Source organism: Brevibacillus daliensis (genome assembly GCF_021245735.1).
Lineage (GTDB): Bacteria > Bacillota > Bacilli > Brevibacillales > Brevibacillaceae > Brevibacillus_B > Brevibacillus_B daliensis.
In genome coordinates this window covers 344,156-361,009 of record NZ_JAJISB010000001.1, presented here as the reverse complement: position 1 = coordinate 361,009, position 16,854 = coordinate 344,156, and the positions used below count along the sequence as shown (strand labels likewise).

General features: G+C 42.0%; 11 protein-coding genes and 2 riboswitches. Of the genes, 9 read left to right on the top strand and 2 right to left on the bottom strand.

Annotation, left to right across the window (positions count from 1 at the left end; translation table 11 throughout):
* The first annotated feature begins 5 nt into the window (after positions 1–5).
* From LM917_RS01815 to uvrC, 3 genes are all read left to right on the top strand, one after another.
* Positions 6–965: an electron transfer flavoprotein subunit alpha/FixB family protein gene (locus LM917_RS01815; RefSeq protein ID WP_232695687.1), complete on the top strand. Its 960-nt coding sequence runs from the start codon at positions 6–8 to the stop codon at positions 963–965.
* 224 nt (positions 966–1,189) lie between these two features.
* On the top strand, positions 1,190–1,504 hold the full coding sequence (gene trxA / locus LM917_RS01810; protein ID WP_232695686.1) for a thioredoxin: 315 nt from the start codon (positions 1,190–1,192) through the stop codon (positions 1,502–1,504).
* 383 nt (positions 1,505–1,887) lie between these two features.
* Entirely contained in the window at positions 1,888–3,612 is a 1,725-nt protein-coding gene (gene uvrC, locus LM917_RS01805) for an excinuclease ABC subunit UvrC (RefSeq protein WP_232695963.1), read from the top strand.
* Between the two features lie 107 nt (positions 3,613–3,719).
* Here uvrC and LM917_RS01800 read toward each other — a convergent pair whose 3' ends face one another.
* Complete coding sequence (locus tag LM917_RS01800; RefSeq protein ID WP_309241919.1) at positions 3,720–4,559, bottom strand: SDR family oxidoreductase; 840 nt, start codon at positions 4,557–4,559, stop codon at positions 3,720–3,722.
* A 158-nt stretch (positions 4,560–4,717) separates the two neighbouring features.
* A riboswitch (Lysine riboswitch) is annotated at positions 4,718–4,905 on the top strand.
* 184 nt (positions 4,906–5,089) lie between these two features.
* Here LM917_RS01800 and LM917_RS01795 point away from each other — a divergent pair.
* Both LM917_RS01795 and metX read left to right on the top strand, forming a co-directional pair.
* Positions 5,090–6,325 carry an aspartate kinase gene (locus LM917_RS01795; protein WP_232695685.1) on the top strand — a complete coding sequence of 412 codons (1,236 nt, stop codon included), beginning with the start codon at positions 5,090–5,092 and terminating at the stop codon, positions 6,323–6,325.
* A gap of 139 nt (positions 6,326–6,464) precedes the next feature.
* Positions 6,465–6,570: riboswitch (SAM riboswitch) on the top strand.
* A gap of 356 nt (positions 6,571–6,926) precedes the next feature.
* Complete coding sequence (gene metX, locus LM917_RS01790) at positions 6,927–8,027, top strand: homoserine O-acetyltransferase MetX (RefSeq protein WP_232695684.1); 1,101 nt, start codon at positions 6,927–6,929, stop codon at positions 8,025–8,027.
* Positions 8,028–8,102: 75 nt separating this feature from the next.
* Here metX and LM917_RS01785 read toward each other — a convergent pair whose 3' ends face one another.
* Positions 8,103–8,585 (bottom strand): DUF2507 domain-containing protein, encoded by a 483-nt coding sequence (locus tag LM917_RS01785; protein WP_232695683.1) that lies wholly within the window; start codon positions 8,583–8,585, stop codon positions 8,103–8,105.
* A 464-nt stretch (positions 8,586–9,049) separates the two neighbouring features.
* On the opposite strand from LM917_RS01785, the gene LM917_RS01780 reads away from it, so the two are divergent.
* The 4 genes from LM917_RS01780 to LM917_RS01765 all read left to right on the top strand — a co-directional run bounded on the left by LM917_RS01780 (position 9,050) and on the right by LM917_RS01765 (position 16,602).
* Positions 9,050–9,658 carry a succinate dehydrogenase cytochrome b558 subunit gene (locus tag LM917_RS01780; protein ID WP_232695682.1) on the top strand — a complete coding sequence of 203 codons (609 nt, stop codon included), beginning with the start codon at positions 9,050–9,052 and terminating at the stop codon, positions 9,656–9,658.
* Between the two features lie 18 nt (positions 9,659–9,676).
* Positions 9,677–11,440 carry a succinate dehydrogenase flavoprotein subunit gene (sdhA, locus tag LM917_RS01775; RefSeq protein ID WP_232695681.1) on the top strand — a complete coding sequence of 588 codons (1,764 nt, stop codon included), beginning with the start codon at positions 9,677–9,679 and terminating at the stop codon, positions 11,438–11,440.
* Between the two features lie 3 nt (positions 11,441–11,443).
* A complete protein-coding gene (sdhB, locus tag LM917_RS01770; RefSeq protein ID WP_232695680.1) occupies positions 11,444–12,193 on the top strand; it encodes a succinate dehydrogenase iron-sulfur subunit in 750 nt (249 codons plus the stop codon).
* 656 nt (positions 12,194–12,849) lie between these two features.
* On the top strand, positions 12,850–16,602 hold the full coding sequence (locus LM917_RS01765) for a S8 family serine peptidase (protein WP_232695679.1): 3,753 nt from the start codon (positions 12,850–12,852) through the stop codon (positions 16,600–16,602).
* The last annotated feature ends 252 nt before the right edge of the window (positions 16,603–16,854 follow it).

The following is a 16,854-nucleotide window of genomic DNA, read 5'->3' as shown; positions in this document are numbered from 1 at the left end:
CCCCAATGAAAAAAGTACTTGTTCTAGCAGAAGCTCGTGATCAACAATTGCGTAATGTTTCACTGGAAGCTTTGGCGGCAGCGCGTATTATTGCAGAGGGTGGCGAAGTGGTTGCAGCTCTATTTGGAAGTGGTGCTGATGAATATGCGGTAGCACTGGGCGAACACGGTGCGAGTAAATTATATGCCGTAAACAATGAAAAATTGGATCAATATACTCCTGATGCATATACGCAAGCTTTTATAAAAGTATTTGGTGAAGTACAACCAGACTCTATTGTAGTAGGACATACGTCAATTGGTCGTGACATTGCTCCTCGAATTGCTGCTCGCTTAGGCTATGGTTTAGTTACTGATGTGACGAGTGTAGAAGCAGGTCCGGTGTTCACGCGTCCCATATATGCAGGTAAAGCATTTCAAAAACGTGCCTTCATGGATGACAAAATTTTCATAACAATCCGTCCGAATAATATTGCTTTGGGAGAAGCAAATTCAGGTGCTCCCGCAGAAGTAGTATCGATAGATGTGGAAATTAAAGATTTACGTACAATCGTAAAAGAGGTCGTACGCAAAACATCTGGTAAGGTGGATTTGTCTGAGGCGAAGGTAATCATCGCTGGTGGTCGTGGAGTGAAGAGCAAAGAAGGATTCCAACCACTTGATGAATTGGCGGAGGTATTAGGCGCTGCAGTAGGGGCTTCTCGTGGTGCATGTGACGCTGACTATTGTGATTATGCTTTGCAAATTGGTCAAACGGGTAAAGTTGTTACTCCTGATCTATATATTGCGTGCGGTATTTCCGGTGCAATTCAGCATTTGGCTGGTATGTCTAATTCCAAAGTAATTGTAGCGATCAATAAAGATCCGGAAGCACCAATTTTTCAGGTAGCTGACTACGGCATCGTGGGTGATTTGTTCGAAGTGGTTCCGTTATTGACTGAAGAATTTAAAAAGGTACGTGTATAAGTGATAATCTTTTGCTGCCGAGTGAAAACCGGCAGTCTTTCTTTTAGCATTAATGATTTGATAAGGATGATTCGATTTATGTAAAAAAGGTTAAGATATATCCTAGAATAGGCGTTGAAAGTATTTTGACTGATAGTCATTTTTGGTGGTTGATGATATACTTTCAGAAGACTAAATAGTTGGCTTTTCAGTAATTTTTCTGAAGAGTGAAGGAGGATATTCATATGGCAATTACAAACGCATCTGATCAATCATTTTCACAGGATATCGAACAAGGAACTGTACTTGTAGACTTCTGGGCACCTTGGTGTGGACCATGCAAGGCGATCGCTCCTGTACTTGAAGATATGGATAAAGAAGTTGGCGATAAATTAAAAATCGTCAAAGTAAACGTAGATGACAACCCTGAATCAGCAGGTAAATTTGGTGTAATGTCTATCCCAACATTAATCATATTTAAAGATGGTCAACCAGTTGACAAAATGGTTGGTTTCAAACCAAAAGAAGCGTTGATGGAAACTGTAAACAAACATCTGTAAGCAATTGAATGATGAGACCCGGCTCCTCTAACAGGACCCGGGTTTTTTCATGAATGCTATTTAATCAATTTCTTTTTTTGTTAGAAACAAAGCACACCAAACCAATAGATACAAGTAGCCGATGATTGAATAAATTGTCTATTGTATAACATAACTGATAGTAAAATTTAATTATCTCAAATTTTTGTTGCAATTTTATCTTTATCATAAAGTATGATTTTCTTTCGTTTTCCATAACGAATAGGGATGCGTAAAAGAGAACGTTTGTGCTAGGATTAAGAGTGGGAAATATCCTTATCCTTGCAATAGGAAGAAAGGAGTGTAACGTGAGTCAATTAAAGGACAAATTGGCAGTTTTGCCAGACAAGCCGGGTTGTTATATCATGAAGAATGCAAGCGGTGATATCATTTATATCGGGAAGGCGAAAGTGCTAAAAAACCGCGTGCGCTCTTATTTTACCGGCAGTCACGACGGAAAAACACAACTTCTTGTCAGCGAAATTGCTGACTTTGAATATATAGTAGTAGGTTCTCCAATAGAAGCGCTGATCCTTGAATGTAACCTGATTAAAAAGCATAACCCACGGTACAATATTTTGTTAAAGGATGATAAGACATATCCTTATCTCAAAATTACGAATGAGTTACATCCTCGCCTGGAGATTACACGGCGTATTGTAAAAGATAAAGCAAAATATTTTGGACCGTATCCCAATGCGACCGCTGCTCAGGAAGTGAAAAAGCTATTAGACAGACTATATCCACTGCGCAAATGCAAAAATATGCCGAAGCAGGTCTGCCTTTATTATCACATGCATCAATGCATGGCGCCATGTGTCTACGATGTTGACCAAGCGGAGAATACGCGTATTGTAGAAGAAATCACGAGGTTTCTGGATGGTGGTCATAAGGCGACCAAGGAAACGTTAACGGAGAAAATGATGCAGGCTGCTGAAGACATGGAATTCGAACGCGCAAAAGAACTTCGTGATCAGATTATTAGTATAGAAGCGGTAATGGAAAAGCAAAAAATTACCCTTACAGATACTGTTGACCGAGATATATTTGGTTATCATACGGATAAAGGCTGGATGTGTGTGCAAGTTTTCTACATGCGTGGTGGAAAACTACTGGAGAGGGACACAAGTTCATTCCCATTCTATGGTGAGGCTGTAGAGGATTTTATGTCCTTTGTCGCACAGTATTACTTTGATAAACAGCATGCCTTGCCAAAAGAAATATTACTTCCGGAAGAAAGTGAATCTGAATTGATTTCTGAATGGCTAGGTGTAAAAGTACTTACACCTAAACGAGGTAAAAAACACGACCTAATTGATATGGCTGAGGAAAACGCAAGGATTGCTTTGGAAGAGAAATTCGCTCTGCTTGCAAAAGATGATGCTAGAACTGTGCAAGCCATTCAAAATTTGGGTCAAAGTATGGGGATTGGGACTCCTTATCGGATCGAGGCGTTCGATAATTCCAATATACAAGGAGCAGAGCCTGTATCTGCGATGATCGTCTTTACAAATGGTAAGCCAGATAAAAAAGAATACCGCAAATATAAGATTAAAACGGTGGTTGGTCCTGATGATTATGGGTCCATGCGTGAGGTAGTGCTTCGCAGATACAGTAGGTTGCTGCGTGAAAATCTGCCGCTCCCTGATCTGGTAGTCATTGATGGAGGAAAAGGACAAATCGGTGCCGCCATGGATGTATTGGAAAATGAGCTGGGGCTGTATATCCCTGTATGCGGGCTTGCCAAGGATGATAAGCATAAAACCGCAATGCTCTTGTTTGGAGATCCACCAGAACCAATTGAATTGAAACGAGACAGCCATGAATTTTATCTGTTGCAGCGGATTCAGGATGAGGTGCATCGTTTTGCGATTTCATTCCACCGGCAGTCCCGTTCCAAAACGATGCTCTCCTCTCAATTAGATGAGATTCCGGGTATTGGTGAGAAGCGACGCAAGAAGTTGTTCCAGCATTTTGGCTCGTTGAAAAAGATGAGAGAAGCAAGTATTGAGGAATATCGACAGCTAGGAATTGGAGATAAGCTGGCTCGTGATATTATTACTCATTTGCGAGGAGAAAAAGAAGAATAAACATATCGCGCATCCACTCTGCAAAGAATGGATGCGATTTTTTTGTGAGCCTCTCCAAAATGAAATGTGTACGAGCTTACCTCTATATATATCTTCAAGATAGATTACTAGGTATCCTCATTCATTAATCGGTTGATTTGTTTTGAGGCCAGCCGTTCTAGCCAGCGCCACGGAAGCACTCGCTTCATAAACAAAAGGCTGCGAACACCTTTACCTACCGGATATCGCAAGGTTGGTACTGATGTATGTATAATGCGCACGATCATCTCAATCACCTGGTTGGGGTCTTGCGAGGAACTGGAATTATGTTCAGCTATTTTGCGCATATTGGTCATAGCGTTACGGTAATCATCGTTGGACGGGAGGGCTACGCTATCTGCTAAACTTTTTTGCCAGATATCAGTTTGAAAAGAACCAGGTTCCACCAGAACAACCCTAACTCCAAAAGGACGCATTTCCAGTCGGAGTGATTCAGTGAAGCCTTCTACTGCATGCTTGGAAGCGGCATAAGGACCAAGTGCCGGAAACCCAAATTGACCACTGATGCTGCTCATGTTAATGATGAGGCCATCTTTTCTTTTACGCATGGAGGGAAGTACCGCCTGCGTAACGGAGATGGTACCGAATAGATTGGTTTCAAATTGTTTACGCCACACTGAAAGCGGAGTAATCTCTGTAAAACCACCCTGTGCGTAGCCAGCGTTGTTTATGAGAATATCTATTTTTCCATAGGATAAAAGCGTATGTTGTACGGCTTGCGAGACGCTATCTTCATCCGTTACATCGAGATAAAGAATTTCTAAACGATTGGCAACGTTTCGGTGTTTCGCTTCGGATAAGAGAGCATCCTGTTTGGTGAGATCTCGCATGGTAGCGACGACCTGATAGCCTTGCTCGGCTAGAGCCAGGCTGATTTTTTTACCAAAGCCACTGGAGCATCCAGTGATGAGTACAACAGCAGAAGACTTATCTATTTCAATTCCCTCCCATCTTCCATAATTGTAACATGAATATGTAAATTGCTAGTTTACCATTGTTTCGAGCCTTCGGTGTATGCTATAATTCGGAATAATCTCATAGCAGTAACCTCACTTCCCTATTACAGGAGTGAGGTAGAGGCGCAAAAACCATGAGTACTTCCCGGAGATGTGGGCATCTATGAAGGGATAGAAAAGGGGAATTTGCCGAAGTTTGTGCGTATTACCCATATCGCACATGCTGGGCTTACGTTGAAAAAGCGTAAGACTGTCATTTTCTTGTCACCCGGCAGGAAGATGGAGAGCTATCTCACCGGGCTGATCAGGTAAAAGAGTATTCTTTTATGATGATTGGTTCGTGATGAAGGGGAAGGAGGGTCCGATTATGTCCAATATGGGCAACGATGAAGGCTCCTTTGTCGTTGTCCTTTTTATTTTTATGGAATGTTATTGAATCATAAAGAATAAATAACTCAACAGAGCCTAAAGGAGAGATCACAATGGGTATTGTCGTGCAGAAATATGGGGGAACCTCTGTAGGGACGGCGGATCGCATCCATAAAGTTGCCGAGCGAATTATACGATATAAAAATGAAGGCCATCAAATGATTGTCGTAGTTTCAGCCATGGGGAAATCAACAGATGTCCTTGTTGATCTAGCTAAAGAACTACATACAAATCCGCCAGCTAGAGAAATGGATATGCTACTGGCAACAGGAGAACAGGTAACCATCGCTTTGCTCAGCATGGCGCTTCAGAACCGTGGGTACGAGGCGGTTTCCATGACAGGCTGGCAGGCTGGAATTACCACTGAACCGATTCATGGTAGAGCACGTATTCACCAAATTGATAATGACCGTATCAAACAGGAGCTAGAACAAGGTAGAATAGTAATTGTTGCAGGTTTTCAGGGTGCAAGTAATACAGGGGAAATTACCACACTCGGACGTGGTGGATCAGATACTACTGCTGTTGCGCTTGCTGCCAGTTTACAAGCAGAATGTTGTGAAATTTATACGGATGTTTCAGGTGTATTTACGGCAGATCCACGCATTGCCCCGTGTGCGCAAAAGCTAGACCGTATCTCTTATGATGAGATGTTGGAATTAGCGACTTTAGGAGCGGGTGTTTTACATCCCAGATCGGTTGAAACAGCCAAAAAATATCAAGTTAAACTAATAGTGAGATCTAGCTTTACAGATGAAGAAGGAACGATCGTGGAGGAGGAAAGCAACATGGAAACAGGAAAAGTGGTAAGCGGAATTGCTCACGATACAAGTGTTGCATCAATTACGGTAATCGGAATGCCTGTAAAAGTAGGAATGTTGTCCAATTTATTCAAAACCTTAGCTATTTCCGGAATTAACGTGGACATTATCATTCAAAGCACTTATCATGACAAAGCAAATAATATTTCGTTCACGACTTCAACAGAGGATCTCCCGAGAGCTATCCAAACACTACATGCTTATCAGGAGGATCTTGGATTTGAGTCTGTAGAGTATGAAGATGATCTTGCCAAGGTTTCTATTGTCGGAGCAGGTATGATTACGAACCCAGGCGTAGCGGCAGATATGTTCTCACATTTATCTGAACAAAATATCCTGATTCGTATGGTATCCACCTCAGATATCAAAGTTTCTTGCGTCATCCCACGGGATCAGATTTCGCTTGCTGTATCTACTCTTCATCGATCTTTTGGGCTGGATGTACAAGAAGCAGTTGTGCACGGATAACTGCTTGTAATAGAAACTCCCTTGAAAGCCAATCGAGGCTACAAGGGAGTTTCTATGTAACGTTATAAGGATGTATTAAGTCAAAATAGATTGACAATTCCTTACTGTCAAAGTATGATTATGAAAATTGCATATGATTCTCTTATCAAGAGTGGTGGAGGGACTGGCCCTATGAAACCCGGCAACCCCGTGTAAAAAGCGGAGAGGTGCTAAATCCAGCAGGCTAATTGTCTGGCAGATAAGAGTGGGTAAATGTTCCTAAATAATCCCCCTCTTCCCTGCGAAGAGGGTTTTTTTTCGTGAAAAACGTCGCGACGTTTATAAAATTAGATGTGACCGCTTGCGGTCCAACAAAACGGTCATGATCGTTTTGTTTTGCAAATAAAGACAGTTTTTCGCATTCAGGCAACCCGTTTCTAGATGAATGGGGTAGCAATTCAAGGATGAGTACAGAAAAATCATTTTGTGATCTAACAAAGCGGTTAGGTCCATTTTGCAGCGTGTAGGAAATCAACTGGACATGAAGCTTAGCGCTCATCATTGTTCATTATCTATAAATGGGACGCAGGATGGCGACAAGTAGGAAATAGGAGGAATTGCATTGAAAACAGCGACGATTCATGACCTGGAGCTAGAGTGTGGTGAGGTTTTATCTCATGTGGAATTGGGATATACAACAAGCGGAACCTACGATGCTAAGCGGTCCAATGCGATCTTGGTCTGTCATGCTTTAACTGGAGACAGCCAAGCGGTGCGAGACGGAGATAAACCTGGATGGTGGGATGGTTTGATCGGTCCAGGAAAAGCAGTAGATACCAATCAATATTATGTTATTTGTAGTAATGTTCTAGGAGGTTGTTATGGCTCAACAGGTCCAGCCAGTATCAACCCAGCTACAGGTAAGCCATATGGGACTTCTTTTCCTGTTGTAAGCGTGCGTGACATGGTAAAAGCTCAATATAAATTAGTAGAACAACTGGGTATTACCAAATTGTATGCAGTAATTGGTGGTTCGATGGGTGGTATGCAGGTGTATGAATGGGCAGTACAATACCCTACCATGATGGAGTTGGTTATGCCTATTGCCACATGTGCCCATCTTTCAGCAATGGCGATTGCTTATAATGATGTGGCTCGTCAAGCAATCCGTAACGATCCAGATTGGAGGGGCGGACATTATTATCCAGAGCCAGGCCCTATACGTGGATTATCTACAGCTCGTATGGTTGGGATGATTACGTATCGAACAGCTGAGCTTTTTGAGGAACGCTTTGGTCGTACCAGACAGCGTATGGAGCACGATAATCTGACGGAAACTACTTTTGAAGTTGAAAGCTATTTGCGCTACCAAGGTGACAAGTTGGTACAACGTTTTGATGCCAACAGTTACTTATATTTATTGAAGGCAATGGATACCCATGATATTGGGCGTGGACGTAATGGTCTTGAAGAGGCTTTAGATCAAATACAAGCAAAAATCGTTTGTATCTCTATCGCGAATGACTTGCTTTATCCAGTCCAGCATCAGATGTGGCTCTCCTCCACCTTGAAGCAACAGGGGAAAGACGTGGATTTTTACACGATTGATTCTATTTATGGGCATGATGGTTTTTTAGTTGAATTCGAAACGATGGCTCAGTTGGTGGGGCCGTATTTTCCAGTGAGAAAAGAAGTAGAGAGTTCGCAATTAATTGGTCAATGATTGATGAGTTAACCCAGTTCTTCCAAAAATTTTCTTCATTATAATAAGAGCCATACAAGATTTCAGATTTCGCGGCTATGCTGTGTATATTCTGATTTCTGCATATGGCTCTTTTTTTACTTCTTTTTCATGTATGGTTACTCTAGCTTCTACTTCTTGTTGAAGCAAAGTGCTGAATGCCCCTGCAAGAATACCTGCTTCAAATTGCAAGGAACGCTCTAGTCTCTCTCTTTTCCTCATTTGAAAGGAATCGTGGCGTAATTCATAAACAAGAGAGATTGTATCAAGATCTATAGTCGTGGGATCTAGCTGTCCAAGCCCCAATCTGATAAAGCTGAAAATAATTTCATCAGGACTCTGAGGTACTAGTTTTGCCCCGACATCTTTTCCCATCCAATATAAAATGGCAGCTTCACTCTCTCCTAATAAGGCTTGCGTAATCGTTTCTCGAAAAAATAGATAGCCAAGATACGGCATGTTGATTTGGCTTACTTGGCGCTGCTGCTCTGGTGTAAGGTTTTCTAGAACATTGTGCAGTTGATCCGATGCTTGTCTCATATTCTCCCCTGCTTTCTCGTCCTTTGTACTCTAGTCTATGAATCTATGTTCATAAAAATGACTTAGTTATGTATTTTTAAGATGGTTAAAAGTATAGAGAGGTCATTAATGAAAATAGATTAAAACAAATTCAACATTGTATTAAGTCTATTCATGACCTTGACGCTCCCAAGACTGAGGAGTACAATTGTTTTTGGTCACATAATTTCCAATCTTTCTTCTATCTTTCGACACATTTGAGCGTACTCTTTATGTTTTGGATTGACAGACTTTTATAATCATTTCGTAAACATTTATTATTTAGTAAAATTACGTGATTGTGAGAGTGATTTTTGAACGAGGGTTAAGGCGTTCTTCCAAAGCAGAAAAGGTCGGAATTGTGTCTGAAGCCCGCCCTTGCTGGGGCAGGCAAAATCAGCAAGGAGATAACAATATCCACACATCATTGAAGGGGGGACCCATGTATGGCAAACAAGAAAAGCTTTGCTCTTCACAAGCTTCACACACTTTTAGGCTTGTTTCCGATCGGATTGTTTGTTGTCTTTCATTTGACAGCTAACTTTCAAGCAACAAAAGGTCCGGAAGCGTTTAACTCAGCGGTACAAATGATTGAACATGCACCATTCCTACTTTTTTTAGAGTTTGGTCTCATCTATTTGCCAATCTTGTTTCATGCGATTTACGGGTTATATCTAGCTTTCCAAGGAAAGCCAAACAATTCACAATTTAAGTACTACCGTAACCAAATGTACTTGTTGCAGCGTGTTACAGGTGTTATTACACTTATTTTCGTTGCTTGGCACGTTTGGCAAACTCGCATTCAAAAAGCGTTTGGTGCTGAAGTTAACTTTGACATGATGGCTGATATTCTAAGCAACCCATTCATGATCGTGTTCTATGCAGTTGGTATCCTGTCTGCTGTGTTCCATCTCTCTAACGGTATCTGGTCATTCCTGGTACACTGGGGCATTACGGTAGGACCTCGTTCACAACGCTTCGCAAGTATTTTCAGCATGATCGTGTTCGTTGCTTTATCCTACGTAGGGCTACGTGCCATGTTTGCATTCGTGTAAGAGAAGGAGGAAGGAAAGATGGCGAAAGGTAAATTGATCATTGTCGGAGGCGGACTTGCAGGTCTCATGGCAACAATTAAAGCAGCAGAAAAGGGTGTGCCCGTTGAGCTTTTTTCCCTAGTTCCAGTAAAGCGCTCTCACTCAGTTTGTGCGCAAGGCGGTATTAACGGAGCGGTTAATACGAAAGGGGAAGGTGACTCTACTTGGGAGCACTTTGACGATACAGTTTATGGCGGTGACTTCCTAGCGAACCAACCACCAGTTAAAGCCATGTGTGATGCTGCTCCTGGTATCATCTACATGCTAGACCGTATGGGTGTAATGTTTAACCGTACTCCTGAGGGTCTACTAGATTTCCGACGTTTCGGGGGAACACAACATCACCGTACAGCGTTTGCTGGTGCAACTACAGGTCAGCAATTACTATATGCTTTGGACGAGCAAGTACGCAGATACGAAGCAGAAGGTCTCGTTAAGAAATATGAATACTGGGATTTCCTCGGTGCAGTTCTTGATGATGATGGCGTATGCCGCGGTATTACTGCTCAAAGCCTACGTTCAGGTGAAATCAAGTCGTACCGTGCTGATGCTGTCATTTTGGCAACAGGTGGCCCTGGTATTATCTTTGGTAAATCTACGAACTCCATTATTAACACAGGTACAGCAGCATCTATCGCATATCAGCAAGGTGTTGTGTATGCGAATGGTGAGTTTATCCAGATTCACCCGACTGCAATTCCAGGGGATGACAAGCTTCGTCTGATGTCTGAATCTGCACGTGGCGAAGGTGGACGTATCTGGACATATAAAGATGGTAAGCCTTGGTACTTCCTAGAGGAAAAATATCCAGCGTATGGTAACCTTGTTCCTCGTGATATCGCAACTCGTGAAATTTTCTCTGTCTGTGTAGATATGAAGCTTGGTATCAACGGTGAAAACATGGTTTATCTGGACCTTTCTCATAAAGATCCGAAAGAACTAGATGTTAAACTAGGCGGTATTATTGAAATCTACGAAAAATTCGTTGGTGAAGATCCTCGTAAAGTACCAATGAGAATTTTCCCTGCAGTTCACTATTCCATGGGCGGTATGTGGGTAGATTACAACCAAATGACGAATATTCCTGGATTATTCGCAGCTGGTGAGTGTGATTATTCTCAGCACGGTGCAAACCGATTGGGTGCTAACTCCCTATTATCAGCTATCTTTGGTGGTATGGTTGCAGGACCAAATGCAATCAATTATATCAACTCACTAGAAAAATCTTCAGAAGATTTGCCTAGTAACTTATATGATTCCTTTACTAGCAAAGAACAGTCGAAGTACGATAACATTCTGAAAATGAATGGTACAGAAAATGCGTATCAGATTCACAAGGAACTGGGCGAAGTGATGACTGATAACGTAACCGTTGTTCGCTACAATGATCGTCTGCAAAGAACAGATGACAAAATCGTGGAGTTGATAGAGCGTTACAAAAATATCAACATCAACGACACACAAGAATGGAGCAATGCAGGAGCTCAATTTACACGTCACCTGTGGAATATGCTTGTCTTAAGTCGTGCGGTTACACAAAGTGCGCTGAATCGTAACGAATCTCGCGGTGCTCACTATAAGCCAGAATTCCCAGATCGTGATGATGATAACTTCATGAAAACAACAATGGCGAAGTTCAATCCAGAAACAACTGCGCCTGAAATCTATTATGAAGATATTGATGTTTCCTTGATTCCACCACGTAAGCGTGACTACACAAGTAAGAAGAAAGGAGCGAACTAACTCATGGCAGAAAAACTGGTCCATCTGATAGTGACCCGTCAGGATACGCCTGATTCCACTCCTTATAAAGAAGAATTCAAAATTCCGTATCGCATCGGGATGAACGTTATCTCAGCACTGATGGAAATCCAGCGTACACCGGTCAATGCTCAAGGTCAAAAAACCAAACCGGTTATCTGGGAATCCAACTGTCTGGAAGAAGTATGTGGAGCTTGTTCCATGGTTATCAATGGTAAACCACGCCAAGCCTGTTCAGCTCTGATTGATAAATTGGAACAACCAATCCGTATAGAACCAATGACAACTTTCCCTGTGCAACGTGACTTAACAATTGACCGTAGCCGCATGTTTGATGCACTGAAACGTGTTAAAGCTTGGATTCCAATCGATGGTACACATAATCTTGGTCCTGGACCACGTATGCCAGAAGTTGATCGTCAATGGGCATATGAATTGTCCAAATGTATGACTTGTGGGGTATGCCTTGAGGCTTGTCCGAACGTGAATGACAAATCTCCGTTTATCGGTCCGTTTGCCATTTCCCAGGTTCGTCTGTTCAATGAGCATCCTACAGGTAAAATGAACAAAGCAGAGCGTTTGGAAACATTGATGGATGAAGGCGGTATCAGCTATTGCGGTAACTCGCAAAACTGCGTAATGTCTTGTCCTAAAGGCATTCCACTAACGACTTCCATCGCTCATATGAATAAAGAAACAACAAAACAAGCGCTTAAATCTTTCTTCTTCTCTTAATCGGTGAGAAGTTAGAGACGAATAGAAGGCTCCCTGCAAATCCTGTGGATTGTGGGGAGTTTTTTTAATAATGACTACTGTAGTGGGTATGCAGAAGAAGCACATTTTCTGTCTGCGAACTCGTTAAGGTCCAGCAAGGGAGTCATGACTGTCCGCTACTGGGTAAAGAGTGCGGAAAGTGCAAAATGATGTGGATGCTACGCAGTGTCTCATAGGTTGCACTTTTTATTCCGCACTCTTTGCCCAGTAGCTAAGCAGGACCTTAAATAGTTCTGGACAAAAAATGTGCTTCTTCTGCTAACGGCTACACAAGAAAGAAAAAAATCAAACAAAACCAGTCTCCTGAAAAAACATCTTTTTTCGATTAGCACCTTTTAACCTCTCACCTAGCGGAGTAATGCAGCGTGAGGAGACAAAAGGGCAACCCATGATATACATCGTGGTGATAACTTCTTGTTGCCCTTTCCTCACGATGTATTACGTAGCGGGCTGTCATGCTTCCTTGCGGGAGGTTAAACTGTGCACAAGCGAAAAAAGATGTTTTTTCTCCCCAACCTATCTAGAAAAGATGAAATCTCTTTTAGGTTTTACGAATACCTCCCCGCTTCCTTAGGCAAACTGATGAAGATAACATCAGGATCTGGGAGGACTCAGAAATGAAAAAGAAGCTACTTTATATGGGAATGATTCTCCCACTATTGCTTCCAACATCAGGTACCGTAAGCTATGCAGCTCCGGAACTTTCACGTAAACAAGTCTACGCAGACCTGCAAAAATGGATGTCGCATACAACACAAAAATCTACGAATACACCCCTTATAAAAGCAGACGAATGGTTGAGACTTGGAACCATTTTTAAAGGAGAAGCAGTGCAACAGACAGGACAAAGTGCACTTCAAATGATTGAAGCAGATAAAGCATGGAAGGAATTAGGGGTAAAAGGAGAGGGAACACTTATCTCTATCGTGGACACTGGTGTGAACAGCGAACATCCTGATTTTCCTAACCCGGTTGATAAACAAGCTGCCATGCAAAAATCAGGAGTAGCCAAAAAGGTAATTCCAGGCTATAACTGGGCTGATCGCAATCAAAGTACATATGATGTAGGCGAATCACAACACGGTGTTCATGTTGCAGGTATTGCAGCAGGAAATGGAAAAATAAAGGGTGCTGCTCCCGAAGCGCAGCTTTTAAGTGAGAAAGTGTTTAGTAACTACCAAGGCAGCCTTTCAGGATTAAGTGAATCGATCCTGTTTGCCATAACAGATTCCATTCAGAAAAAAGCAGACGTCATTAATCTAAGCTTAGGTTCAACTGCTGGCTACGTAGATGAGTCAAATACAGAGCAATATGCGGTGAAGAATGCGGTAGACAGCGGTGTAGTGGTAGTCGCTGCAGCAGGGAATGACAGTTATTTTGGCAGTGAAAAAGTAAAAGAGAACAACCCAGATTATGCGATGATCGGCTCTCCTAGTATAGCACCAGATGCGTTTAGTGTTGCTTCGGTTAATGCGAATACACTGGCAGGGACGAGTTTTTTAATCGGGGGGGCAGACGAGCAACCACGTGTCGTATATATTGCTGGTACACATACCAATGGGTTAGCTCTACAATCTGAGCAGATCCTTTCTAATTCCCATCAAGTCATTTATGTAGGAAAAGGGAAAAAAGAAGATTACAACGTGAATGTAAAAGGTAAAGTAGTATTAATCGAACGAGGAGATATTACTTTTGATGAAAAATTGAAATTGGCGAGAGAAGCAGGGGCAGTTGGAGCCATCATTTATAATAATCTACCTGGACCTTTTATGATGAGTGCAAATGAGACTAAAATGATTCCTGCGGTTTCTATTCTTCAGTCAACAGGACAAGCAATGGCAACCAAGCTTAAAAAAGGGAAAGCGATCTCTGTTACATTTGACGGTCAATTTGCTCAAAATGATCTTCCTTTTCCAGAAGGGGGAACCGTTTCTTCGTTTACTTCATGGGGACCAACACCAAATTTACAATTTAAGCCTGAAATTGCTGCTCCAGGCGGAGGCATTCTTTCTACGGTAAATAAGGAAGAGTACGGTGTGAAAAGCGGTACTTCAATGGCCACTCCACATATTGCAGGAGGAATGGCCTTATTGAAACAATATTATAAGAAGCAGGGCTATTCCATAGCGGGCAGGGAAATGGTAGAAACGATGAAAGCTGCTGTTATGAATACAGCGATGCCTGTGCTTGATCCACGAGACTCCTCTAAAGATGCGAAAAAAGCAGAACAAGTATTTCCATATTCTCCACGAGTTCAGGGAGCAGGAATCATGCAGGTGGTTAAAGCAGCCAAAACACCTGTCATCATAACTGATCATGCTGGAAAAGCAGGAGTCTCCTTGGGAGAGATCGGTAAAAAAACAACGTTCAAATTGAAGCTGACTAATAAATTTGGCAAGGAAGCAATCACGTACCAATTAACGGATGAGTATGGTGTGCTAACCGACAAAACAGAAAATGGATACTTTCGCATGAAAGAAATGCGTATTCCAGGTGCTACCTTGCAATTTTCTACGCCAAGCATTAAGGTGCCTCCCGGAGCAAGTAAAGAGGTTTCAGTAACGCTGACACTCCCTAATTCCATGAGTAAGGATCGTTTTGCAGAAGGCTATCTGCTATTTACACCAAAAGAGCAACAATATCCAGCTTTACGTGTGCCTTACTATGGATTTTATGGCGATTGGGATGAACCGAGAGTAATGGATGTACCAATGTGGGAAAAGGAAAGTCAGGAAAAGGTTAGTTCAGTCAAATCATCATGGTACCATGATCGTGAGAATGATAAATGGCGCTACCAGAATGTATTAGGTGTGAATGGTGTAGATGAACATGGAAATATACTGATTGATCCTGAACGAATTGCTTTCTCTCCTAACGGTGATGGTCATTTTGATAAGGCGGGTCCGTCTATTACCTTTTTACGAAATGCACGGGAGCTTTCCATTGTCGTTACAGACACTACGGGCAAACAAGTGCGTTCACTCGTACAAGATGCCAAGGTGAACAAGTATGATCAATCTAAAAAGGGAGCCTCCTATTACTTTACGGAAAAAGAAGAGTGGTCATGGGATGGCATGTTGTATTCCCAAAAAAAAGGTAGCTATGTCCCTGCACCAGATGGAGCGTATCAGTTTGTCATTCGAGCAAAAAATGACAGTCCCAATGCTAAGTGGCAAACGATCAGCATGCCAATCAGGGTTGACCGACAGGCTCCTACGTTAACAGCCACTTTAGACAAGAATGTGCTTAGCTGGCAAACAAAAGATAAGGATGTTCAAGGATTTTTACTATATGTGAATGGAAAAAAAGCAGGCGGACCATTTGCACCAACCATGAGCAAAACCATTGTCACTCAACCAAAGAAAAAAATGACATTGGTTGCCTATGACTATGCAGGAAACATGTCGTTTACTTATGTAAATGGACAAGGTGACCAAACGCCTCCTGCGATTGAGTTTCCTGATGAAATCTTTGAGCAGGTAGTTAATACCAATCAGCCTCAATTTGCTGTCAGGGGAACCATAACAGGGGAAGAAATGATGGATCGAGTTAGATTAACGATCAATAAGCAACCTGTAAAAGTGGAGAGTGACGGACGTTTTCAAACGGTTTTATCGTTAGCTGAAGGCTTACAATACGTAACATATCAGGCGCAGGATGGATTTAAAAACGTACGTGAATTTACTCAGCGAGTGATCGTTGATAAAACAGCTCCCATCTTACAGGTAGTAAATGATGGCAGTGAGGATTTACTATACGATCCGGTTACCAAAAAAGCAGTGATTCCGATTCGAATGATGTATCGAGATATGAATTATAAAGGCAAGGTAAAGGTAAATGGCAAAATTGCTGTTACCTGGGAGGAAGATCAATTAGAGAAATCGGTAAATAAATATGTAAGCCAGCCTGTTTCACTGGAACAGGGTGAAAATAAGATCTTGCTGGAAGGAATTGATGGAGCAAATAACAGTAGTAGTCTCGTGGTGCATGCCTATACAGATGCCTACTCTGGTGCTGTCGTTCTTCAGCAGGGAGAGAAGACCGTTACTTATCGTGGAAACCAAGCTAGTCCGTTGACGCTTCAGTTCACAAAACCAACCTATACGGATGTCGTGGGTGAATCATTACAGGTTACTGGAAAAATGGTGAAGCAAACAGACACAGAAGTATCCTTTTATTACGGTGACCAACATTTATTTGGTGATATAAGTGAAAATGGTGAGTTTCGAGTTGATATTCCAGAGATTAAGGAAGGAAAAGAAACTCTAACCGTAATGGCACGTGATCTCTTGGGACGTGAAAAGAAAGGACAGATAACTGTAACAGGTCTCAAATCACAACAAAGAACTATTAACCGTGGCATGGAATAAGAAAATGGGGAAGAGCGGTGGATGATAACCGCTCTTTCTTATTGTATAAGGAAGAACCCGTTTCTTCGAGAGACGTCGATAGAAGTTTTTCTTACTGAATTAAGTATGTATGGTTTTACATTCTATCCCTTCTCTGGGTAGCTAAGCAGGTCCTCTGTTAGGTTGCAGAGAAAAGCAAAGCCAAAACCAAAACCAATAGCATGAAAAACCAGCTTCTCTTTTTACACAGAGCGTTTTGGCGAAGCCCGCCCA

What these genes read in the sequence shown, in the direction of transcription:
- LM917_RS01815 (WP_232695687.1), top strand. Translation starts at nt 6, where the DNA reads ATGAAAAAAGTACTTGTTCTAGCAGAAGCTCGTGATCAACAATTGCGT.
- trxA (WP_232695686.1), top strand. Translation starts at nt 1,190, where the DNA reads ATGGCAATTACAAACGCATCTGATCAATCATTTTCACAGGATATCGAA.
- uvrC (WP_232695963.1), top strand. Translation starts at nt 1,888, where the DNA reads ATGAAGAATGCAAGCGGTGATATCATTTATATCGGGAAGGCGAAAGTG.
- LM917_RS01795 (WP_232695685.1), top strand. Translation starts at nt 5,090, where the DNA reads ATGGGTATTGTCGTGCAGAAATATGGGGGAACCTCTGTAGGGACGGCG.
- LM917_RS01785 (WP_232695683.1), bottom strand. Translation starts at nt 8,585, where the DNA reads ATGAGACAAGCATCGGATCAACTGCACAATGTTCTAGAAAACCTTACA.
- LM917_RS01780 (WP_232695682.1), top strand. Translation starts at nt 9,050, where the DNA reads ATGGCAAACAAGAAAAGCTTTGCTCTTCACAAGCTTCACACACTTTTA.
- sdhA (WP_232695681.1), top strand. Translation starts at nt 9,677, where the DNA reads ATGGCGAAAGGTAAATTGATCATTGTCGGAGGCGGACTTGCAGGTCTC.
- sdhB (WP_232695680.1), top strand. Translation starts at nt 11,444, where the DNA reads ATGGCAGAAAAACTGGTCCATCTGATAGTGACCCGTCAGGATACGCCT.
- LM917_RS01765 (WP_232695679.1), top strand. Translation starts at nt 12,850, where the DNA reads ATGAAAAAGAAGCTACTTTATATGGGAATGATTCTCCCACTATTGCTT.